The sequence below is a fragment of the Streptomyces sp. bgisy159 genome (genome assembly GCF_965341775.1).
Classification (GTDB): Bacteria; Actinomycetota; Actinomycetes; order Streptomycetales; family Streptomycetaceae; genus Streptomyces.
Map to the genome: position 1 here is coordinate 29,641 of NZ_CBDQZH010000049.1, position 22,729 is coordinate 52,369.

At 72.3% G+C, this 22,729-nt stretch carries 13 protein-coding genes; 10 read left to right on the forward strand and 3 right to left on the reverse strand.

The genetic code is table 11. From position 1 onward, the window contains the following. Positions 1–101 precede the first annotated feature (101 nt). On the reverse strand, positions 102–2,921 hold the full coding sequence (locus ACSLTV_RS31355; protein WP_435613329.1) for a glycoside hydrolase family 3 C-terminal domain-containing protein: 2,820 nt from the start codon (positions 2,919–2,921) through the stop codon (positions 102–104). Positions 2,922–3,306: 385 nt separating this feature from the next. On the opposite strand from ACSLTV_RS31355, the gene ACSLTV_RS31360 reads away from it, so the two are divergent. From ACSLTV_RS31360 to ACSLTV_RS31390, 7 genes are all read left to right on the forward strand, one after another. Beyond that, the gene (locus ACSLTV_RS31360; protein WP_435613330.1) at positions 3,307–4,998 is read left to right on the forward strand and encodes an extracellular solute-binding protein; all 1,692 of its coding nucleotides are present in this window, start codon (positions 3,307–3,309) and stop codon (positions 4,996–4,998) included. A 26-nt stretch (positions 4,999–5,024) separates the two neighbouring features. After that, entirely contained in the window at positions 5,025–6,065 is a 1,041-nt protein-coding gene (locus ACSLTV_RS31365; protein ID WP_435613331.1) for an ABC transporter permease, read from the forward strand. Next, positions 6,062–7,042: a carbohydrate ABC transporter permease gene (locus ACSLTV_RS31370; RefSeq protein WP_432137985.1), complete on the forward strand. Its 981-nt coding sequence runs from the start codon at positions 6,062–6,064 to the stop codon at positions 7,040–7,042. The genes ACSLTV_RS31365 and ACSLTV_RS31370 overlap by 4 nt, the downstream gene beginning before the upstream one ends. 139 nt (positions 7,043–7,181) lie before the next feature. Next, entirely contained in the window at positions 7,182–9,407 is a 2,226-nt protein-coding gene (locus ACSLTV_RS31375) for a 1,4-beta-glucanase (RefSeq protein ID WP_435613332.1), read from the forward strand. After that, entirely contained in the window at positions 9,404–11,386 is a 1,983-nt protein-coding gene (locus ACSLTV_RS31380) for a beta-galactosidase (RefSeq protein ID WP_435613333.1), read from the forward strand. The genes ACSLTV_RS31375 and ACSLTV_RS31380 overlap by 4 nt, the downstream gene beginning before the upstream one ends. After that, complete coding sequence (locus tag ACSLTV_RS31385) at positions 11,383–13,587, forward strand: glycosyl hydrolase family 95 catalytic domain-containing protein (RefSeq protein WP_432155606.1); 2,205 nt, start codon at positions 11,383–11,385, stop codon at positions 13,585–13,587. The genes ACSLTV_RS31380 and ACSLTV_RS31385 overlap by 4 nt, the downstream gene beginning before the upstream one ends. Before the next feature lie 39 nt (positions 13,588–13,626). Further along, positions 13,627–14,355 (forward strand): glycoside hydrolase family 12 protein, encoded by a 729-nt coding sequence (locus tag ACSLTV_RS31390; protein WP_435613334.1) that lies wholly within the window; start codon positions 13,627–13,629, stop codon positions 14,353–14,355. A 70-nt stretch (positions 14,356–14,425) separates the two neighbouring features. Here the strand turns inward: ACSLTV_RS31390 and ACSLTV_RS31395 are convergent, their stop codons facing one another. After that, positions 14,426–16,477 (reverse strand): glycoside hydrolase family 31 protein, encoded by a 2,052-nt coding sequence (locus tag ACSLTV_RS31395; protein WP_432137990.1) that lies wholly within the window; start codon positions 16,475–16,477, stop codon positions 14,426–14,428. A gap of 64 nt (positions 16,478–16,541) precedes the next feature. Next, the gene (locus ACSLTV_RS31400) at positions 16,542–17,585 is read right to left on the reverse strand and encodes a LacI family DNA-binding transcriptional regulator (protein WP_432155608.1); all 1,044 of its coding nucleotides are present in this window, start codon (positions 17,583–17,585) and stop codon (positions 16,542–16,544) included. Positions 17,586–17,893: 308 nt separating this feature from the next. Here ACSLTV_RS31400 and ACSLTV_RS31405 point away from each other — a divergent pair, with 308 nt between their 5' ends. The 3 genes from ACSLTV_RS31405 to ACSLTV_RS31415 all read left to right on the forward strand — a co-directional run bounded on the left by ACSLTV_RS31405 (position 17,894) and on the right by ACSLTV_RS31415 (position 22,463). Further along, on the forward strand, positions 17,894–19,831 hold the full coding sequence (locus tag ACSLTV_RS31405; protein ID WP_432137992.1) for an acyl-CoA dehydrogenase family protein: 1,938 nt from the start codon (positions 17,894–17,896) through the stop codon (positions 19,829–19,831). Positions 19,832–19,908: 77 nt separating this feature from the next. Beyond that, complete coding sequence (gene dxr / locus ACSLTV_RS31410; RefSeq protein ID WP_432137993.1) at positions 19,909–21,162, forward strand: 1-deoxy-D-xylulose-5-phosphate reductoisomerase; 1,254 nt, start codon at positions 19,909–19,911, stop codon at positions 21,160–21,162. Positions 21,163–21,170: 8 nt separating this feature from the next. Then, a complete protein-coding gene (locus ACSLTV_RS31415; protein WP_432137999.1) occupies positions 21,171–22,463 on the forward strand; it encodes a M50 family metallopeptidase in 1,293 nt (430 codons plus the stop codon). Positions 22,464–22,729 lie beyond the last annotated feature (266 nt).

Genomic DNA, 22,729 nt, shown 5'->3' on the forward strand with positions numbered 1-22,729 from the left:
GTGCCGGCGGGGTGTCCCCGCCGGCCGCCCGAAGGGGCCCGGCACGATCCCTACCCGAGATCGTGCCGGGCCCCTTCTTCTGGGCCGGCCTCTCCGGACCCTCAGCCGGAGAAGCCGACGTGCGCGAGCCGCAGCGGGCCGCGCAGCCCTAGGTGGACGTCGTGCACGCCGTCGGCGGACAGCGGCGCCTCGACCTTGGCGTAGGCGTACGGCCCCGAGGTGCGCGCGGTGAGGGTCACCGATCGGCCGGCCACCGAGAGCTCCGCCTCCCCCTCGCCGGCCACCTCCACCGACACCCCGGTCACGCCCGGCCCGAAGTCACAGGCACGATAGACGAGTTCGGCGCCGGCGCCGCCCGCCGGGGTCACCGCGTCGCCCGACACCTTCGTACGGTCGACGATCTCCGCGCCGCTCTGCTCGTCGAAGTCGGCCGCGGCCAGGCCGCGCTCCCGCACCGGCCGGGGCACCCCCGGCTCACCGTCCAGCACGACCGTGGCCCGCAGCCGGATGTCGGTGCTGGACGCGCCGGCCAGCAGCTCGTACGGGCCCGGCTCCACCCGCCAGTCGCCCCGGGCCACGTCCCAGAAGGCGAACGCCGACAGCGGCACGTCGAAGGCCAACTGCGCGCTCTCGCCGGGTGCCGGCGTGACCCTGCGGTGGGCCAGCAGCTCACGGCGTGGACGCGGGACCGCCGGGTCCACCGCGCGGGTGTAGAGCTGGGCCACCTCGCCGGCCGGTACCTCGCCGGTGTTGGTGACGGTGAACGTCACCCGGACGCCGTCGTCCGTGACCCGCGCCGCCAGGTCCGCGTAGCGGAAGGAGGCGTACGACAGACCGTGGCCGAACGGGTAGAGCGGGGTGCCCTCGAAGTACAGGTACGTCTGGCGGGAGCCGATCACGTCGTAGTCGAGGAGGTCGGGCAGGTCGGCGTCGTCGGCGTACCAGGTCTGCGGCAGCCGGCCGGCCGGGGAGACGTCGCCCGCCAGCACGCGGGCCAGCGCGGTGCCCGCCGCCTGCCCGCCGTGCGCGGTCCACAGGGCCGCCGAGAGCCGGCCGGGCTCGAACGCGTACGGGTACGCCGACACCAGCACCAGCACCGTGCGCGCCTTCGCCGCACGGGCCGCCGCCAGCAGCCGTTCCTGGTGGGCGGGCAGCCGCAGGGTCGTGCGGTCCTCGGTCTCACGGCCGTTGATGTGCGGGTCGTTGCCCGCCACCACCACGACCACGTCGGCCCCGGCGGCGGCCCGGGCCACCGCGTCCTCGCCGCGCTCGGTGACGACCAGCTCGAAGACCTCCGCCGTGCCCGCGTCGTCCTCGGCAACCTTCACGCCGTCGGCGGCGACCGTGACGTGGCGACCCGTTCCCAGGTGCCTGAGGAGGTGTCCGTTCGCATGGGGCTCGAGGCGGAAGGTCTCCTGGACGACCCAGCCGCCCGGCTGGTCGGCGGAGGCCCGCAGCCGGCCGTCCTCGGCGACCGAGAGGTACCGGCCGTCGGGAGCGCGCAGGGTGAGCACGCCCCCGCCCCAGTCGGCGAGCGCCAGCTCGGTGCCCACCTCGTCGGTGGTCAGCGGCGGCAGATCGGTCCGCCCGGCCAGCAGGGCCGGGTCCAGGGCGCCCTCGGCGCCGCGCACCTCGTCGTCCGCGTCCGTCTCCGGGACCCGCAGGAAGGTGCCGGCGGACGTCCTCAGCCGGACCCGGTCCACGCCCTCGGCGAACTCCACGCGCTCGGCGCCGAACCGCTCGTACAGGCCCTCCAGCGGCGTCGAGCGGTGGATCAGCGTGCCGCTGTACCAGTCGAGCTTGCACTCGTCGGCGAGCAGGCCGACCACCGCGATCCGGGTGCCGGGGGCGAGCGGCAGCACCCCGTCGTTGCGCAGCAGCACGACCGCCTGCTCGGCGGCCTCCCGGGCGAGCGCGCGGTGCTCGGGGGTGTCGAAGGCGCCCGGCTCGTCGTACCCGTCGAACTCGCCGAGGCGGAAGCGGACCGAGAGCTGGCGGCGGACCGCCGCGTCGAGGTCCGCCTCGCTCAGCAGGCCCCGCTCCAGGGCGCCGGTGAGCCGGGCGACGATCTTCGAGGAGTCGGTGCCGTGGTCGGTGAAGCTGTCCACGCCGGCGATCACGGCGGCCGCCGTCGCCTCCTCGTGGGTGTCGAAGTAGTGCTCGGAGTCGACCAGGTTGGAGGGCGCCCCCGCGTCCGAGCAGACCAGCAGTTCCTCGTCGGTCCAGGTGCGCAGGTGTTCGCGCAGGTAGGGGGAGACGTGGTTGGGGCGGCCGTTGACCAGGTTGTAGGCGGGCATCACGCCGGCCACCGCGCCCGCCTCCACCGTCTTGCGGAAGGCCCGCAGGTCGTACTCGTGGAGCACGCGCGGGCGGACCGAGGAGGAGGTGACGTCCCGGCCGGTCTCGTTGTTGTGCGCCAGCCAGTGCTTGAGCACCGGGGCGGTGCGCCAGTACGTCGGATGGCCGCCGCGCAGCCCGCGGGTGTAGGCGGTGGCGATGGCCGAGGTCAGCTCGGGGTCCTCGGAGTAGCCCTCCTCGCCCCGCCCCCACAGCGGGTGGCGCAGCAGGTTGACCGTCGGCGACCAGACGTTCAGGCCGACCCGCTCGTCCCGGGCGCGCATCGCCCGCACCTCCTGGGACACCGCCTCGCCGACCCGGCGGACCAGGTCCGGGTTCCAGGTCGCGCCCAACCCCACGGCCTGCGGGAACACCGTCGCCGGCCCCATCCAGGCCACCCCGTGCAGCGCCTCCTGGCCGGTCCGGAACGCGCCGACGCCGAGACGCTCGACGGCCGGGGCGAACTGGTGCAGGAAGGCGGTCTTCTCGGCCGTGGTCAGCCGCGAGAGCAGATCGTCGATGCGCTTCGCGAGCGGCAGCTGCGGGTCGCGGAACGGCGGCGTGGGCGGCGTGGGTTCGGTCACGTGGGAGTTCCCTTTGCACTGGAGCGGGGAGACGCTTTCGAAGCGCTTCGATGCTCGTTCGGGGTGGGGGTGGGTGTCAAGACATTCCGGCGCAACGCGTCCGACTCCATACCGTTACTTCAAGCGCCGCACATGAAACGTGGATGACCGGACACCTCCGAGGAATCTCGCAGGCGACCCTTGTGCGCCCCCATGGCTTCACTTAACCTCGCAGCAACATCGAAGCGCTTCGACTGCCTCGTTCGACCAGGACCGCCCACCGGGGGTGCGCAGTCCTCCGACGTCCGGGGCGGAGGGGATCGCTTCGGCTCAGCCAGTTCCAGACACGACACCGCAGCCGACGGCCACCGCCGGGTGTCCTGGTGCGCCACGAAGGGTTGACGCAATGACGCCGAACGCCGCTTCCGTCTCCTCCGGGCCCAGCCGGAGAAGCTTCCTCGCCTCCACCGCGGTCGCCACCGCAGCGGTGGCGGGGGGCATGCCGTTGCTCGCCGCGTGCGGCGGCGACGGCAAGAAGGGCCGCAAGGAGGGGACCACGTCCGGGAAGGACGCCCAGAAGATCCTCCCGGCCTTCGTGGCCTCCAGCGTCGTGGCGCCCGACATCCCGGCCAAGAACGGCTCGGCGGCCGGCTTCACCAGGGCCATCCCGACCGCCCAGCTGAAGACCGCGGTGCCCGAGAAGCTGGGCGGCGGCGGCAAGCTGAAGATCATGTCGCCGTTCTGGGGGACCCCGCCCGCGGACGACAACCCGTACTACCGGGCCATGAACGAGGCCATCGGCGTCGAGGTCTCCTGGCAGAACCAGGACGGCGTCACCTACGACCAGAAGCTCGGCGCCGTCCTCGCCTCCAGCGACATCCCCGACGCGGTGGTCGTCCCCGGCTGGAACATGATGGGCCGCATCCCCAGCGCCATCAACGCCAAGTTCGCCGACCTCGGCCCCCACCTGTCCGGCGACAAGGTCAAGGAGTACCCGAATCTCGCGGCCGTGCCCACCGAGGCGTGGCAGCGCGCGATCTTCGGCGGCCGGCTGCGCGCGATACCGATGCCCGGCTCGTACGTCACCGACATCGCGCCGATGTACCGCAAGGACGTCTTCGGGAAGAAGGGCTACTCCGTCCCCAGGAGCCCCGACGAGTTCCTCGCCTGGGCCAAGGAGGCCACCGACGCCAGGTCGAAGGTCTGGGCCTGCGACGACATGAAGTGGACGGCGTTCAACATCTACGGCGTCTTCCCCGGCGGCGACAAGGCGCTGTGGTGGAACATGGTCGACGGCAAGCTGGTCAACCGCGTCGAGACCGACGAGTACCTCGAAGCCCTGGAGTGGACCCGCAAGCTCTACGCGGCGAAGGTGGTCCACCCGGACGCCATCTCCGGGAAGGCGGGCGGCAACGCCAAGGACCGGTTCACCGCGGGCCAGTGCCTCGTCTTCAACGACAACATCTCCGCCTGGTGGGGTGCCACCTCCGAACAGCGCACCTCCAAGCCGGACTTCGACATGGCCGCGTTCGACATCTTCGGCCCCGACGGCGGCGACCCGACGCTGTGGGCGGGCCAGCCGGCCAACATCTTCACCTTCATCAGCAACAAGGCGTCCGAGCGGCAGATCAAGGACTTCCTCGCCGTCGCGAACTTCTGCGCCAGCCCGTACGGCACGAAGGAGTGGATGCTCACCAACTTCGGCGTCGAGGGGACCGACTTCGAGATGAAGAACGGGTTGCCGACCAAGACCGAGCAGGGTGTCAACGAGGTCAACAGCGCCTTCGACCTCACCGGCGACCCGGCGCCCTTCATCGCGCACCCGGACTTCCCGGACATCACCCGCGCCATGGTGGAGTGGCAGCAGCGCATGGGCGCCTTCACGAAGAAGACCTCCTTCTTCGGCCTCACCGTCACCGAGCCGACCCGCTGGACCAACCTCGCCGACGACTTCGAGCAGCTGGAGGACGACGTCGTACGCGGCCGCAAGAAGATCGGCGACGTCCAGCAGGCGGTGTCCGACTGGAGGAGCAAGGGCGGCGACCAACTGCGCGACTGGTACAAGAAGCTGCTCGACGACAACGGCTCGGCGAGCTGACCGGCGGCCGAGGCGAGGAGGAGGCCGTGTCCCACAGCACGGTGCCCCGGTCGAAGGCCGGGGCGGCGACCACGATGAATCCGTCGACGGCGTCCGGGGACACCGGCGGACCCCCACCGAGCGGCACCGAGCGTGCCGGGAGGCCGAGTCTCCGGCTCAGATTCCGGCGCGACCGCACGCTGCTCCTGATGGTCCTGCCGGCGCTGCTGCTGGTCCTGGTGTTCAACTACATCCCGATCCTGGGCAATGTGGTCGCCTTCCAGGACTACGACCCGTATCTCAGCGAGAACGGCTTCGTCGCGATCTTCGAGAGCCCCTGGATCGGCTTCGAGCAGTTCGAGCGGATCTTCGAGGACTCGGCCTTCTGGCACGCGGTGCAGAACACCTTCGTGCTGTTCTTCCTCCAGCTCGTGCTCTACTTCCCGGTCCCGATCCTGCTCGCGCTGCTCATCAACAGCGTGGTCAGGCCGAGGGTGCGGGCGGTCGCCCAGGCGGTCATGTACCTCCCGCACTTCTTCTCCTGGGTGCTCGTCGTCACCGTCTTCATGCAGGTCTTCGGCGGCGCCGGCATCATCGCGCAGACCCTGCGCGAGCACGGGCACACCGGCTTCGACCTGATGACCGACCCGGAGACCTTCAAGTTCCTGGTGACCGGCGAGACCATCTGGAAGGACGCGGGCTGGGGCATCATCGTCTTCCTCGCCGCCCTGTCGTCCGTCCCGGGCGACCTGTACGAGGCGGCCGCCATGGACGGCGCCGGCCGCTGGCGGCGCATGTGGCACATCACCCTGCCCGCCCTGCGGCCGGTGATCGCCCTGCTGCTGGTCCTGCGCGTCGGTGACGCCCTCACCGTCGGGTTCGAGCAACTGCTCCTGCAGCGGCAGGCGGTGGGGCCGGACGCCTCCGAGGTCCTCGACACCTACGTGTGGTGGAACGGCATCCGCAACCAGGACTTCAGCTACGCCGCCGCGGCCGGACTCGTCAAGGGCGTGGTGGGCCTGACGCTGGTGCTGACGGCGAACAAGGTCGCCCATCTCATGGGTGAGCAGGGGGTGTACAAGAAGTGAGCGCGGTTCTCGGCAGGACGGACGGTGGCAGGACCGACGGCGGCGGGACGGCCGGCGGCGGGCCCGCCGCGGCGCCGCGCTGGTGGCAGGCGCCGCCCCGCCCGGTGTGGGAGGAGGAGCCGTCCCGGGCCGGCCTGGCCGGCAAGGGCATCGCCCTGTTCTTCGCCTGTTTCGCGATCCTCTTCCCGCTGTGGATCGTCATCGTCACCAGCCTCCAGACCAAGGAGACCATCGACGAGGCCGGCGGCCTGGTGGTGGTCCCCAGGGGCGTCACGTTCGTCGCCTACCAGGAGCTGCTGAGCGGCGGCCAGGTGCAGCGGGCGGCGCTGGTCAGCGTGGGCATCACCGTGGTCGGCACGCTGTTCAGCATGACGGTCTCGGTGCTGTGCGCCTACGGGCTGTCCCGGGTGGGCTCGCTCGGCCACCGCTGGATCCTGATGGCGCTGCTCGCGACGATGTTCTTCGGCGCCGGGCTGATCCCGACGTATCTGCTGGTACAGGCGCTGGGGCTCACCGACACGTATCTCGCGCTGATCCTGCCCAGCGCGGTCAGCGTCTTCAACATCCTGGTCCTGCGGGCGTTCTTCATGAACATCTCGCAGGAGCTGATCGACAGCGCGCGGATCGACGGGGCCGGCGACTGGCGGATCCTGTGGAAGATCGTGATGCCGCTGTCGCGGGCCGTGCTCGCGGTGATCGCGCTGTTCTACGCGGTCGGGTACTGGAGCGCGTGGTTCAACGCGTCGATCTACCTGACCGACCAGGACATGATGCCGCTGCAGAACGTGATGATCCAGCTGGTGCAGAAGCGGGAGCGGCCGGTGGGGCTGCAGACCGAGGTCAACACCGGGCAGCTGTCGGCGGTGGCGATCCAGATGGCGGTGATGGTGCTGGCGCTGCTGCCGGTGGCCGTGCTGTCGCCGTTCGTCCAGAAGCACTTCAAGAAGGGCATGCTGACCGGCGCGATCAAGGGCTGAAGCGCGGCGCCGGTCCGGTTCGAGCGGGGTGCCCGGTCCTCTCGCCGTTCAGCGGGTGCGCGGGGCCGGTCGCCCGGTTCCCCGCCCTGGGTTCGACCTGTCCACATCCATTTCGCGACCCCCTACCCCGAGGTATGTCATGCACACGCCCCCCTTGTCCCGTCGTGCCGTCCTCGCCGCGGGCACCGCGGCCACCACGCTCACCGCGCTCCCCGTGCTCCAGGGCACGGCCCGCGCGGCCGAGAGCACGGACGGCCCGGCGAGCGCGGCCTACCGGTGGCGCAACGCCGTCATGGGCGGCACCGGCTTCGTCACCGGCATCCTGTTCCACCCGTCCGTACGCGGCCTCGCCTACGCCCGTACCGACATCGGCGGCGCCTACCGCTGGGACGACCGCACCGCCCGCTGGACCCCCCTGACCGACCACCTCGGCTGGGACGACTGGAACCTGCTCGGCGTCGAGGCGATGGCCGTCGACCCGGCCCACCCCGACCGCCTCTACCTGGCGCTCGGCACCTACACCCAGCCCTGGGCCGGCAACGGCGCGGTGCTGCGCTCCGAGGACCGGGGCGCCACCTGGGCCCGCACCGACCTCACCGTGCGGCTCGGCGCCAACGAGGACGGGCGCGGCACCGGCGAGCGGCTGCTCGTCGACCCGCGCGACAGCGACACCCTGTGGCTGGGCACCCGCCACGACGGACTGCTGAAGTCCACCGACCGGGGCGCCACCTGGGCCCCCGCCACCGGCTTCCCCGCCACCCCGAGCGCGACCGGCCAGGGCGTCACCCTGCTCGTCGCCGCCGGCCGCGCCCTGTACGCGGGGTGGGGCGACGGCGACGGCACGACGCCCAACCTGTACCGCACCACCGACGGCACCACCTGGCAGGCCGTCCCCGGTCAGCCGGGCGGCACCGCCGCCCGGGTCCCGATCCGCGCCGCCCACGACCGGTGCGCCCACCGGCTGTACGTGACGTACGCCGACGCGCCGGGCCCCAACGGCCAGACCGACGGCAGCGTGCACCGGCTGTGCCTCCTCAGCGGCCGGTGGACCGACGTCACGCCGGTCGAGCCCGGCGGCACCACCGACGGGGAAGGCCCGGCCGACACCTTCGGCTACGGCGGCGTGGCCGTCGACGCCCGCCGGCCCGGCACCCTCGTGGTGTCCACCAACAACCGCTGGGCGGCGCAGGACACGGTGTTCCGCTCCACCGACGGCGGCCGCACCTGGCGCTCCCTGAAGGACACCGCCGTCCTCGACGTCTCCGAGACGCCGTACCTCAACTGGGGCGCCGACGCGCCCAAGTTCGGGTGGTGGATCCAGACCGTCGCCGTCGACCCGTACGACTCCCGCAACGTGCTGTACGGCACCGGCGCCACCGTCTACGGCACCCGGGACCTGACCCACTGGGCCCCGCGGATCCGCGGCCTGGAGGAGACCTCGGTCCGCCAGCTGATCTCGCCCCCGACCGGAACGGCCCACCTGATCAGCGGCAACGGGGACGTCGGCGTGATGTACCACGAGTCGCTCACGGCGTCCCCCGCGCGCGGCATGGCGACCGACCCGGTGTTCGGCTCGGCGACCGGCCTGGCCCAGGCCGCCGCGAAGCCGTCGTACGTCGTGCGCACCGGCTGGGGCGACCACGGCAACGGCGCCTTCTCCACCGACGGCGGGCAGACCTGGTCGCCCTTCCCGGCCCAGCCCGCCCTCGCCTCGGACGCCCCGGGCCCGATCGCCGTGAACGCCGACGGCAGCGTGCTGCTGTGGGTGTTCGTGCACTGGGACGGCACCCGGTACCCCGCCCACCGCTCCGCCGACAACGGCGCCACCTGGACCGAGGTGCCCACCTTCCCCAAGGGCGCCACCCCGGTCGCCGACCCGGCCGACCCGGCGCGCTTCTACGCCTACGACACCGACACCGGCTCCCTGCTCGCCAGCACCGACGGCGGCCTCACCTTCACCGCGCGGGCCACCGGACTGCCCTCCGGCGACACCCAGTTCAAGCTGGTCGCCGCCCCCGGCCGGACCGGCGACCTGTGGCTGTCCACCAAGGGGAACGGCCTGTACCGCTCCACCGACGGCGGCGCCGCCTTCACCAAGGTCGACAGCTGCCGGGCCTCCTACACCCTCGGCTTCGGCAAGGCCGCCGACGGCACCGACTACCCGGCGGTCTACCAGGTCGGCTCGACCGGGACCGTCACCGCCGTCCACCGCTCCGACGACGGCGCGAAGACCTGGACCCGCATCAACGACGACGCCCACCAGTGGGGCTGGACCGGCGAGACCATCACCGGCGACCCGCGCGTGTACGGCCGGGTCTACCTCGCCACCAACGGACGCGGCGTGCAGTACGGGGAGCCCGCGTGAAGCCGACCCTCGCCGACACCACCCGCGGCCGGATCCTCTTCGGCGGCGACTACAACCCCGAGCAGTGGCCCGAGGAGACCTGGCACGAGGACGTCCGGCTGATGCGCGAAGCCGGCGTCACCTCCGTCACCCTCGGCGTCTTCTCCTGGGCGAAGCTCGAACCCGAGCCGGGCGCACGGGAGTTCGGCTGGCTGGACACCCTGATGGACCTGATGCACGCCAACGGCGTCGGCGTCGTCCTCGCCACCCCCACCTCCTCGCCCCCGCCCTGGCTGGGCCGCCTCCACCCCGACACCCTGCCCCGGGACGCCGACGGCCGCACCGAGTGGTGGGGCGGCCGCCAGCACTTCTCCCACTCCAGCGCCGCCTACCGGCGCCACGCCGCCGCCATCACCGAGGACCTGGCCGCCCGCTACGCCGGCCACCCCGCCCTCACGATGTGGCACATCAACAACGAGTACTGCACCTTCGACTACGGCGACGAGGCCGCCGCCGCCTTCCGCCACTGGCTGCGCGAGAGGTACGGCACCCTGGACGCCCTCAACACCGCCTGGGGCACCGCCTTCTGGAGCCAGGGCTACGACAGCTGGGACGGCATCCTGCCCCCGCGCCACGCCCACTACCTGAAGAACCCCACCCAGACGCTCGACTTCCGCCGCTTCACCTCCGACATGCTGCTGGAGTGTTACGCCGCCGAGCGGGACATCGTCCGCCGGCACACCCCGCACACCCCGGTCACCACCAACTTCATGCCGCTGTGGGCCGGCCAGGACGGCTGGCGCTGGGCCGAGGAGGAGGACGTCGTCTCCGTCGACCTCTACCCCGACCCGGCCGACCCGCTCGGCCCCCGCGGCGCCCAGCACGGCGCCCTGGTACAGGACCTCACCCGCTCCCAGGCCCGCGGCCCCTGGATGCTGATGGAACAGGCGGCCGGCCCGGTCAACTGGCGCGGCGTCAACCACCCCAAGCCGCGCGGCCTGAACCGCCTGTGGTCCCTCCAGGCGGTGGCGCGCGGCGCCGACGCCGTCTGCTACTTCCAGTGGCGCCAGTCCCGCCAGGGCGCGGAGAAGTTCCACTCCGGCATGGTCGGCCACGCGGGGGAGCGGGGCCGCACCTTCCAGGAGATCAAGCGGATCGGAGCGGACCTCGCCGCGATCGGTGCCGAGGTGGCGGGCACCCGGTCGCACGCCGGGATCGCCGTACTGCACGACTGGCACTCCTGGTGGGCCGGCGACCAGGAGGGCCGCCCGTCCACCCGGTTCGACCTGCCCGACCTGCTGCACGCCTGGCACCGCGCCCTGTGGGAGGGCGGCCTCACCACCGACTTCGCCCACCCCGAGCACGACCTCGGCGGCTACCGGATGGTCGTCGTCCCGCAGCTGTACGCCCTCACCGACGCGGCGATCGACAACCTGCTCGCCTACGTCCGCGGTGGCGGCACCCTGGTCAGCGGCTTCCTCACCGGCGTCGCCGACCAGGACGACCGCGTCCGCGAGGGCGGCATGGACGCCCGGCTGCGCGCGCTGTTCGGCATCCGCGTCCTGCACGAGTGGTGGCCCCTGGAGACCGGCGAGACGGCTCCCTGCGAGGGCTTCGAGGGCACCCTGTGGTCGGAGGAGATCGAGGCCGACCCGGACACCGCCGACGAGACGATCCCGTACAAGGGCGGCGAGCTCGACGGGCTGCCCGCGGTGCTGCGCCGGGGCCGCGCCTGGTACGTGTCCACGCTGCCCGAGCCGGCCGCCCTGCGCGCGCTCCTCGCCCGGATCGCCGCCGACGCCGGGGTCCGCCCGGTGCTGGAGGGCCTGCCGGCCGGCGTGGAGGCCGTGCGCCGGGGCGAGCTGCTGTTCCTGCTCAACCACGGCCGCGAGCCGGTCACCGTCGACGTCCCCGGCCGCCACCACGACCTGCTCACCCGGGAGGACGTCACCGACCGCCTCACCCTCGGCCGCTACGGCGTGGCGGTGCTGCGGCCATGAGCGCGAGCCCCGTCCACGCCACCTGGGAGCCGGAGCCGGCCACCCGCTGGGAGGACGCCTTCCTCACCGGCAACGGCCATCACGGCGCCCTGGTGTTCGGCGATCCGAACGCCGACCGTGTCATCGTCACCCACCACACCCTGGTCCGCCCCAACGGCACCGAGGACGCCCGCGCGCCCCAGCTCGCCGCCGAACTCCCCGCCCTCCAGGAACGGCTGCTGGCCGGCGACCTCACCGCCGCCGAGGGCTTCACCGACGGCCGCGGCCTGCAGTGGGTCAAGCCCTTCCACCCCGCCTTCCAGATCCGCCTGACCCGCCGCAAGGCCGACGACGACGGCCCCGGCTACCGCCGCTCGGTCGACTTCACCACCGGCGTCACCGACGCCACCCGCGGCGACTGGCGCAGCCGCGTCTTCGTCTCCCGCGCCGACGACGTGATCGTCCAGTACGTCACCGCGCCCGGCCCCGTCCTCGACGTGGCCCTGGACCACCGGCTGCCGGGCGCGCCCGCCGGGCTCGGCGTCGGCCACGGCGCGCTGCTCACCCCGGAGGGCGCCCAGCTCACCCTGCGCGCCCGCTACCCGGACAGCGACCTCGCCGTCACCGGCGTCACCGTGGCCGCCGTCACCGGCGGCAGCACCCGCCTGGGCCCCCAGGGCGTGCGGATCGAGAACGCCGACGCCGTCCTGCTGCTCACCCGGGTACGCCGCCACCCCGGCGAACTCGACACCACCGCCGAGAGCCGCGTCCTGCGTGACCTGCTCGCGGACTCGACGTACACCGACCTCCTCGACCGGCATCTGACCGCCCACCGCACCGCCTACCGCCGCGTCACCCTCGACCTGTGCGCCGACCCGGCCGAACGCTCACTGTCCGGCGCCGAGTTGCTCGCCAGGACGGACAGCCCCGCCCTGCTGGAACGCCTCTTCGCGGCCGGCCGCTACCACCTGCTGTCGGCAAGCGGACTCTTCCCGCCCCGCCTGACCGGCCTGTGGACCGGCGACTGGGACACCGCCTGGTCGGGCGCCTTCACCTACGACGCCAACCTCAACCTCCAGACCGCCTCCGCCGCGGCCGCCGCCCTCCCCGAGGTGACCGCGGCCCACGCCCGCCTCGTGCACCGCCAGCTGCCGGACTGGCGGGACAACGCCCGTGCCGTCTTCGGCACCCGGGGCGTCGTCGCCCCCGCCCACAGCGACGGCGAGTCCGGGCACGCGTACCACTTCAGCCGCGCATACCCCCTGCACCTGTGGACCGCGGGCGCCGACTGGCTGCTCAAGCCGCTCGTCGACCACGACGACACCCGCGGTCATCGCGACCCGCGCACCGCGGCCGCGCTCGCCGAGACCGCCCGCTTCTACGAGGACTTCCTCACCCGCACCGACGCCGACGGCCACCTCGTCGTCGTACCGTCCTACTCGCCCGAGAACCGCCCGGCGGGCGGCAGCTGGGGCGCGATCAACGCCGCCATGGACCTCTCCGCCGCCCGGCACGCCCTGCGCACCGCCGCCGACCACCACCCGGACACCGAGGACGCCGAGCGCTGGCGGGCGCTGGCCGACCGGCTCCCGCCGCACCGGATCAACGCCGACGGAGCCCTCGCCGAATGGGCCTGGCCCGGCCTCGGCGACACCTACGACCACCGCCACCTCAGCCACCTCTACGGTGTCTGGCCGCTCGACGAGATCAACCCCTACGACACCCCCGGCCTCGCCGCGGCCGCCCACCGCGCCCTCGAACTGCGCGGCGCCGAGAACGACTCCGCGCACGGCCACCTCCACCACGCGCTGATCGCGGCCCGCCTGCGCGACGCCGAGCGGGTCGCCGGGGCCCTGTCGAACGTCCTGGGCGGCGACTTCTTCCACGTCTCCCTGATGAGCGCGCACTACCCCCGGCGCGCCGTCTACAACGCGGACGCCGCCCACACGCTGCCCGCCGTGCTGATCGAGGCGCTCGTCCAGTCCACGCCCGACCGGCTGGTGCTGCTGCCCGCACCGCCGCCGGCGCTCGCGGCCGGCCGCCTCACCGGCGTCCGCACCCGCTTCGCCGCCGAACTCGATCTGGCCTGGGGCCCCGACGGCGCCCGCGCCGTCCTCAGGCCGCACCGTACCCGCCGCATCGAACTCCGGACTTCCTCCGGCGCACAGCCGCTCGACCTCGTCGCCGGAGAAGACCACGTCCTCACGCTCGGGACGTGGTGACTCCCCGCCATTCCCCCCACCCATGGAAAGGACGACACCATGGCATCACGCACGCTCGGCAGGATCACCAGGGCCCTGCCGGCACCGGGCCTCGCGCTCGGCGCGGTCATCGGCCTCGCCTCCGCCCCCGCCTCCGCCGCCGTCTGGAGCTCCTGCGACCAGTGGGGCAACACCAGCCTCAACGGCTACACGCTCTACAACAACATCTGGGGCGGCGGCGCCGGCGCCCAGTGCGTCTGGGCCAACTCCGGCACCAACTGGGGCGTCTGGGCCGACCACCCGAACACCGGCGGCATCAAGTCCTACCCCAACGCCAAGAAGGTGGTCAACAAGTCGATCACCTCGCTCTCCTCGCTCAGCAGCAGCTACAACGTCACCGTCCCGTCCGCCGGCGCGTACAACACCTCGTACGACGTCTGGGACACGGACCACGACTACGAGATCATGCTCTGGGTCAACTACAACGGCGCCGTCGGCGCGCTCGGCAGCTACCAGGGCAACGTGTCGCTCGGCGGCCACAACTGGAACGTCCACAAGGGCCGCGTGTACCGCTCGGACGGCACCTACTGGGACGTCTTCTCGTTCCTGCGTACCTCCGACTCCACCTCCGGCACCGTCCAGATCCTCCCGGTGCTGAAGTGGCTCAAGGACACCAAGCGCTGGATGGGCGACGAGACCATCGGTGACCTCCAGTTCGGCTTCGAGATCACCTCGTCCTCCGGCGGGCTGGACTTCCGCACCAACGGCTACTCGGTCAGCGGCGGCTGACCCCACACCACCGGCCGGGGCCGGCCCGCACCGTCAGGCGCGGTCCGGCCCCGGCCCGCAGCGAGCGCGGCTACTCGCCGGAGACCGGCAGCCGCGCCCCGTCCCGCAGGAACAGCGGGATACGGTCCAGCGGGGCGTCGACGGTGACCGCCTCCCCGCCCTCGTACGCCTCGCCGGTCCACGCGTCCGTCCAGCGGGCCCCGGCCGGGAGGTACACCGTCCGGGTCGTCGCGCCGGGCTCCAGGACCGGCGCGACCAGCAGATCCGCGCCGAACATGTACGCGTCGGCGACCTGCCAGGTCGGGAGGTCCCGCGGGAACTCGAGGAACAACGGCCGCATCACCGGCAGGCCCTCCTCGTGGGCCTCCCGCATCACCTTGAGGACGTACGGCTTCAGACGTTCGCGCAGCCGCAGGTACTTCTCCAGGATGGCGCCGGCCTCCTCGCCGTACGACCACACCTCGTTCGGGCCGCCGGTCATGTCCGGGCCCAGTGGCATGCCGGGGTCGCGGAAGCCGTGCAGGCGCATCAGCGGGGACAGCGCGCCGAACTGGAACCAGCGGACCATGACCTCGCGGTAGGCCGGGTCGTCCGGGTCGCCGCCGTGGAAGCCGCCGATGTCGGTGTTCCACCACGGGATGCCGGACAGCGCGGTGTTCAGGCCGGCCGCGATCTGGCGGCGCAGCGTCGCGAAGTCGGTGCCGATGTCTCCCGACCACAGGGCGGCGCCGTAGCGCTGGCTGCCCGCCCACGCCGAACGGTTCAGGGAGACGATCTCGTCGTCGCCGAGGCCCGACGCGCGCAGCCCTTCGTAGAAGGTCCGGGCGTTGTCGGCCGGGTAGATGTTGCCGACCTCGAGGCCCGGGCCCGCCCAGTAGCGCAGGTTCTCCTGGAAGCCCGGCTTCAGCTCCGGCTCGCAGGCGTCCAGCCAGAACGCCGTGATGCCGTAGGGGTCGAGGTAGTTCTCCCTGACCTTCGACCAGACGAACTCCCGGGCGTCCGGGTTGGTCGCGTCGTAGAACGCCACCTGGACCGTCGAGGCGACCCCCTTGTCCGGCCAGTCGGCGTGCGCCATCGGGCCGTACTGGGTGCCGACGAAGTAGCCGCGCTGCTCCATCACCGGGTGGTTCTCCGACAGCGGCGACACCGACGGCCACACGGACACGACGAGCTTGACGCCCATGTCCTCCAGCTCGCGGACCATCGCCGCCGGGTCCGGCCACTCCCGGGGGTCGAACCTCCACTCGCCGAGGTGCGTCCAGTGGAAGAAGTCGCAGACGATCGCCGAGAGCGGCAGCCCCCTGCGCTTGTACTCCCGTGCCACGGCCAGGAGTTCGTCCTGCGTGCGGTAGCGCAGCTTGCACTGCCAGAAGCCCGCCGCCCACTGCGGCAGCATCGGCGTACGGCCGGTCACCGCGCTGTAGCGGCGCTGGGCGGCGGCCGGGTCGCCCGCGGTGATCCAGTAGTCGATCTGGCGCGCCGAGTCGGCCACCCAGCGGGTGCCGTTGTGCGCCAGCTCCACCCGGCCGACCGCCGGGTTGTTCCACAGCAGGGTGTAGCCGCGGCTGGAGGTGAGCACCGGGATGCCGACCTCGGCGTTGCGCTGGATCAGGTCCAGGACCAGGCCCTTCTGGTCCAGCCGGCCGTGCTGGTGCTGGCCCAGGCCGTACAGCTTCTCGTCGTCGTAGGCGGTGAACCGCTGCTCCAGCCGGTGGTGGCCGCCGCCGACGGCCGTGTACAGGCGCGGGCCCGGCCACCAGAAGTGGGCGCGCTCCTCGGCGAGCAGTTCCCCGCCGTCGTCGGTGCGCAGGAAGCGGACCGTCCCCTCGGCCGACACCTCGACGGTGAGCGCTCCCACGGTCAGCCGGCCGGTGCCGTCCTCCACCTTCACGGTCGAGGCGGCCGCCGGGGCCGCGTCCAGCAGCGCCCCGGGCAGGCCCGTGAGCACGGGGCCGCCGAGCCGGGCCCGGACCCGGACTGCGTCCGGGCCCCACGGCTCGATCCGGAGGGTCTCCTGACGGCCGGTCCACTCCAGCGCCCCGTCCCGCTCGCGGAACGTGCCGACGGTGGGGGAGGACTGGGCGAGGCTGACCTTGGGCTGCGGTGCGGCAGGCTGGTTCACGAGGCGTACTCCTGGATGAGGACAGGGAGGTGCCCCCGCGGGGGGCCACCGGGGTACCTACGGGTCAGTGGGCGGCGGGTCCCGAGCTCGCCCGGACCGTCAACTCGGGGGCGATGAGCACGACTTCGTCACTGCCCCGCCCGTTCAGCTTGGCCACCAGCCGTTCCACGGCGAGGCGCCCCATCTCCTGGGCGGGGATGCCGACGGACGTCAGCCGCACCGACGCCTGGACGGCGACCTGGTCGGGGCAGATCGCGACCACCGACACGTCCTCCGGAACGGCCCGGCCCTGCTGGCGCAGCAGCGCGAGCAGCGGTTCGACGGCGGACTCGTTCTGCACCACGAAGCCCGTGGTGCCGGGGCGTTCGTCGAACACCCGGGCGAGCGTCGCGGCCATCGCGTCGTAGCCGCCCTCGCACGCCCGGTGCAGCACCCGCAGACCCAGCTCGCGGGCCGCGGCGCGCAGACCGTCCAGGGTGCGCTCGGCGAACCCGGTGTGCCGCTCGTAGACCGCGGGGGCCTCGCCGATGACCGCGACGTCCCGGTGCCCGAGCCGCGCCAGGTGCTCGGCGCACAGCGCACCGGTCGCGCTCCAGTCCAGATCCACGCAGGTCAGCCCTGAGGTGTCGGCGGGCAGGCCGATCAGCACCGACGGCTGCTCGTCCCCGGCTCTCGACTTCGCCCCGGCGGGTGCGCCCCCGCCGCGCAGCAGCGGCAGCCGCTCGTCGTCGAGTTCGACGTCCATCAGGATCATCGCGTCGGCCAGCCCGCTGCCGGTGACCCGGCGCACCGCGTCGGGCCCCTCCTCGCCGGTCAGCAGCAGCACGTCGTACCCGTGGGTGCGCGCCGTCGTGGCCACCGCGATGGCGATCTCCATCATCACCGGTACGTACATGTCGGTGCGCAGCGGGATCATCAGCGCGATGATGTTCGACCGGCTGCTGGCGAGCGCGCGGGCTCCGGCGTTCGGGTGGTACCCCAGCTCCCGGATGCTCTGCTCGACCCGCTGCCGGGTGGTGGCGGAGATGGACCGCTTGCCGCTGAGGACATAGCTCACCGTACTCGCCGAGACTCCGGCGTGCTGGGCGACCTCGGCGAGGGTGACCATCCAGCTCTCCAAGCTTTGTGAAGCGCTTCGACAGTGCGCGTGGTGAACGGGGGCGAGTGAGGGTGGTTCGACAGTAGCTTCAGTGGCGGTGGGTGTCCATAGGCTGTCGAAGCGCTTCGACTGTTTTCTGCCGCGGTCGGCGCCGCCGGGGGAGCCGCACGGGACACGCGGCAAGGTACCCGCCGCCGGTTCCGCCGAACGGCCGCGCGCGGGGTGGTGGCCCCGCCCGGTTTCGGGTACCAACGATCCAGTAACTCCGGTCGGTACCGACGGTCCCGTTGATCCCTCTTCGCGGCGAGGTGAACCTCATGTCCGCACCAACCCCCTCCTCTGGTCCTGCCGTCACCGAGCGCGAGGCGCGCGAGGTGGCCGAGGCGGCCCGGGAACAGGAATGGCGCAAGCCGAGCTTCGCCAAGGAACTCTTCCTCGGCCGCTTCCGGCTCGACCTCATCCACCCCCACCCCCTCCCGCCCGACGACGACGTCCAGCGCGGCGAGGAGTTCCTCGCCAAGCTGCGCGACTTCTGCGAGACCAAGGTCGACGCGGCCCGCATCGAACGCGACGCCCGCATCCCGGACGACGTGATCAACGGGCTCAAGGAACTCGGCGCCCTCGGCATGAAGATCGACCCGAAGTACGGCGGACTCGGCCTCACCCAGGTGTACTACAACAAGGCCCTCGCCCTGGCCGGCTCGGCCAGCCCCGCCATCGGCGTGCTCCTCTCCGCCCACCAGTCGATCGGCGTCCCGCAGCCCCTGAAGATGTTCGGCACCCCCGAGCAGAAGGAACGCTTCCTGCCGCGCTGCGCCCGCACCGACATCAGCGCCTTCCTGCTCACCGAGCCCGACGTCGGCTCCGACCCGGCCCGCCTCGCCACCACCGCGGTCCCGGACGGGGACGACTACGTCCTCGACGGGGTGAAGCTGTGGACCACCAACGGCGTGGTCGCCGACCTCCTCGTCGTCATGGCCCGGGTGCCGAGGTCCGAGGGCCACAAGGGCGGCATCACCGCCTTCGTCGTCGAGACCAACTCGCCCGGCGTCACCGTGGAGAACCGCAACACCTTCATGGGCCTGCGCGGCATCGAGAACGGCGTCACCCGCTTCCACCAGGTCCGCGTCCCCGCCGCCAACCGCGTCGGACCCGAGGGCGCCGGCCTGAAGATCGCCCTGACCACCCTCAACACCGGACGGCTCTCCCTGCCCGCGTCCTGCGTCGCCGCCGGCAAGTGGTGCCTGAAGATCGCCCGCGAGTGGTCGGCGGCCCGCGAGCAGTGGGGCAAGCCCATCGCCCGCCACGAGGCCGTCGGCACCAAGATCTCCTTCATCGCCGCCACCACCTTCGCCCTGGAGGCCGTCACCGACCTCGCCGCCCAGATGGCCGACGAGGACCGCAACGACATCCGCATCGAGGGCGCGCTCGCCAAGCTCTACGCCTCCGAACTCGCCTACACCATGGCCGACGAGCTGGTCCAGATCCGCGGCGGCCGCGGCTTCGAGACCGCCGAGTCGCTGCGCGCCCGCGGGGAACGCGCCGTCCCCGCCGAGCAGCTGCTGCGCGACCTGCGCATCAACCGCATCTTCGAGGGCTCCACCGAGATCATGCACCTGCTGATCGCGCGCGAGGCCGTCGACGCCCACCTGACCGTCGCCGGCGACCTCATCGACCCCGACAAGTCCCTCCAGGACAAGGCGCGCGCGGGCGCGAGCGCCGGCGCCTTCTACGCCAGATGGCTGCCGAAACTGGTCGCCGGACCGGGGCAGCTGCCCTCTTCCTACGCCGAGTTCAAACACCACGTCGACCTCTCCCCGCACCTGCGCTTCGTCGAACGGCACGCCCGCAAACTCGCCCGCTCCACCTTCTACGGCATGTCCCGCTGGCAGGGCCGCATGGAGACCAAGCAGGGCTTCCTCGGCCGGATCGTCGACATCGGCGCGGAACTCTTCGCGATGAGCGCCGCCTGCGTCCGCGCCGAGCTGCTGCGCTCCCGCGGCGAGAACGGCCGCGAGGCCTACCAGCTCGCCGACGCCTTCTGCCACCAGGCCCGGCTGCGCGTCGACGAACTCTTCGGCCGTCTGTGGGCCAACACCGACGACCTGGACCGCAAGGTCGTCAAGGGCGTCCTGTCCGGCACCTACACCTGGCTGGAGGACGGCGTCATCGACCCCTCCGACGACGGTCCCTGGATCGCCGACACCACCCCCGGCCCGTCCACCGAGCAGAACGTCCACCGCCCGATCCGGTGACCCGCGCCACGGCAGGGTGTCCCCGTCGGGGGGACACCCTGTCCTGCGGCGCGGCCGTTGTGGACACAATGGGAGGCATGAGCGACAGTCCTGCCCCCCTCGCCGACCCGCACCTCCTCTACGACCCCGTCGCGGGCGACGGCCCGAAGGACGTGGTGATCCTCGGCTCCACCGGGTCGATCGGCACCCAGGCCATCGACCTCGTGCTGCGCAACCCGGACCGGTTCCGGGTCACCGGCCTGTCCGCGCACGGCGCCCGGGTCGCCCTCCTCGCCGAGCAGGCGTACCAGCTCCGGGTGCGGACCGTCGCCGTCGCGCGGCAGGACGTCGTCCCCGCCCTGCGCGAGGCGCTGCGCGCGGAGTACGGCGGTGAGCCGCTGCCCGAGATCCTCGCCGGCCCCGACGCCGCCACCCAGCTCGCCGCCTCCGACTCGCACACCGTCCTGAACGGCATCACCGGTTCCATCGGCCTCGCCCCCACCCTCGCCGCCCTGGAGGCGGGCCGCACCCTCGCGCTCGCCAACAAGGAGTCGCTCATCGTGGGCGGCCCGCTGGTGAAGGCGGTCGCCAAACCCGGCCAGATCATCCCCGTGGACTCCGAGCACGCGGCCCTCTTCCAGGCCCTCGCCGCCGGCACCCGCGCCGACGTCCGCAAGCTCGTCGTCACCGCCTCCGGCGGCCCCTTCCGCGGCCGCACGAAGGAACAGCTGGCCCGGGTCACCGTCGAGGACGCCCTCGCCCACCCCACCTGGGCGATGGGCCCGGTGATCACGATCAACTCCGCCACCCTCGTCAACAAGGGCCTGGAGGTCATCGAGGCGCACCTCCTCTACGACATTCCCTTCGACCGCATTGAGGTGGTCGTGCACCCGCAGTCGTATGTCCACTCGATGGTTGAGTTCACGGACGGATCGACACTGGCCCAGGCGACGCCCCCCGACATGCGCGGGCCGATCGCCATCGGCCTCGGCTGGCCCGAACGGGTCCCCGACGCTGCACCCGCGTTCGACTGGAGCACCGCTTCCACCTGGGAGTTCTTCCCGCTCGACAACGAGGCGTTCCCCTCGGTGAACCTCGCCCGGCACGTGGGCGAGCTCGCGGGCACCGCCCCGGCGGTGTTCAATGCCGCCAACGAGGAGTGCGTGGAGGCGTTCCGCTCGGGCGCGCTGCCGTTCAACGGGATCATGGAGACGGTGACCCGGGTGGTCGAGGAGCACGGCACCCCCGGCGCGGGAACCTCGCTCACCGTGTCGGACGTCCTCGAAGCGGAGACCTGGGCCCGGGCACGAGCCCGGGAACTGGCGGCACAGACGGCGGAGGCCCGTGCATGACGACCTTGATGTTCTTCATCGGCATAGTGGTCTTCGCCGTCGGCCTGCTGGTCTCGATCGCGTGGCACGAGCTGGGGCACCTGTCCACCGCCAAGCTCTTCGGCATCCGCGTCCCCCAGTACATGGTCGGCTTCGGCCCCACCGTCTGGTCGCGCCGCAAGGGCGACACGGAGTACGGCGTCAAGGCGATCCCGCTCGGTGGCTACATCCGCATGATCGGCATGTTCCCGCCCGGTGACGACGGCCGACTGGTGGCCCGCTCCACCTCGCCGTGGCGCGGCATGATCGAGGACGCCCGCTCGGCCGCCTTCGAGGAACTCCAGCCCGGCGACGAGACCCGCCTGTTCTACACGCGCAAGCCGTGGAAACGGGTCGTCGTCATGTTCGCCGGGCCCTTCATGAACCTGGTCCTCGCCATCGGGCTGTTCCTCGCCGTGCTCATGGGCTTCGGCATCCCGCAGCAGACCACCACCGTCAGCTCCGTCTCCCCCTGCGTCATCGCCCAGACCGAGCACCGCGACGAGTGCAGGCCCTCCGACGCCAAGTCCCCGGCCGCCGCGGCCGGCATGAAGGCGCACGACCGGATCGTCGCCTTCGACGGGGTGCGCACCGACGACTGGGACAAGGTCTCCGACCTCATCCGCGACAGCGCCGGCAAGGACGTACCGATCGTCGTCGAGCGCGACGGCCGGGAGGTGACCCTGCACGCGAAGATCGCCACCAACTGGGTCGTGAAGAAGGACGCCGCGGGGGCCTACGTCGAGGGCAAGTACGTCCAGGCCGGCTTCCTCGGCTTCACCTCCGCCACCGGCGTCGTCCAGCAGGACTTCGGCCAGTCCGTGACCTGGATGACCGACCGGGTCGGCGACGCGCTCGACTCCCTGGCGGCCCTGCCCTCCAAGATCCCCGCCCTGTGGGACGCGGCCTTCGGCGACGGCCCGCGCGAACCGGACTCCCCGATGGGCATCGTCGGCGCCGCCCGGATCAGCGGCGAGATCGCCACGCTCGACATCCCCGCGTCCCAGCAGCTGGCCAACTTCGTGATGCTGCTGGCCGGCTTCAACCTCTCCCTGTTCCTGTTCAACATGCTCCCCCTGCTCCCCCTGGACGGCGGCCACATCGCCGGCGCCCTGTGGGAGTCCGTGCGCCGCACCGCGGCCAAGGTGCTCCGCCGGCCGGACCCGGGCCCGTTCGACGTCGCGAAGCTGATGCCGGTGGCCTACGTGGTGGCGGGAATCTTCGTCTGCTTCACGATCCTCGTGCTGATCGCGGACGTCGTTAACCCGGTGAGAATCTCCTAGCCGCACGGCGTTTCCGACGGCCCGGCAGGCTGCTGCCGGGCCGTCCTCCAATGAGTGGGTTTCGGTGGCGTGATGTGCTCGCGTCCAGGACCGTGCCGTAATCTCGGGACTCGGAGCCCGCCGCTGACACGGGACCGGACCTTGATCCACGACTTGGGGTTGCACAGCAGATGACTGCGATTTCTCTCGGCATGCCGTCCGTTCCGACCAAGATCGCCGAGCGCCGCAAGAGCCGGCAGATCCAGGTCGGTTCCGTCGCGGTGGGT

What these genes read in the sequence shown, in the direction of transcription:
- ACSLTV_RS31360 (WP_435613330.1), top strand. Translation starts at nt 3,307, where the DNA reads ATGACGCCGAACGCCGCTTCCGTCTCCTCCGGGCCCAGCCGGAGAAGC.
- ACSLTV_RS31375 (WP_435613332.1), top strand. Translation starts at nt 7,182, where the DNA reads ATGCACACGCCCCCCTTGTCCCGTCGTGCCGTCCTCGCCGCGGGCACC.
- ACSLTV_RS31385 (WP_432155606.1), top strand. Translation starts at nt 11,383, where the DNA reads ATGAGCGCGAGCCCCGTCCACGCCACCTGGGAGCCGGAGCCGGCCACC.
- ACSLTV_RS31390 (WP_435613334.1), top strand. Translation starts at nt 13,627, where the DNA reads ATGGCATCACGCACGCTCGGCAGGATCACCAGGGCCCTGCCGGCACCG.
- ACSLTV_RS31400 (WP_432155608.1), bottom strand. Translation starts at nt 17,585, where the DNA reads ATGGTCACCCTCGCCGAGGTCGCCCAGCACGCCGGAGTCTCGGCGAGT.
- ACSLTV_RS31405 (WP_432137992.1), top strand. Translation starts at nt 17,894, where the DNA reads ATGTCCGCACCAACCCCCTCCTCTGGTCCTGCCGTCACCGAGCGCGAG.
- dxr (WP_432137993.1), top strand. Translation starts at nt 19,909, where the DNA reads ATGAGCGACAGTCCTGCCCCCCTCGCCGACCCGCACCTCCTCTACGAC.
- ACSLTV_RS31415 (WP_432137999.1), top strand. Translation starts at nt 21,171, where the DNA reads ATGTTCTTCATCGGCATAGTGGTCTTCGCCGTCGGCCTGCTGGTCTCG.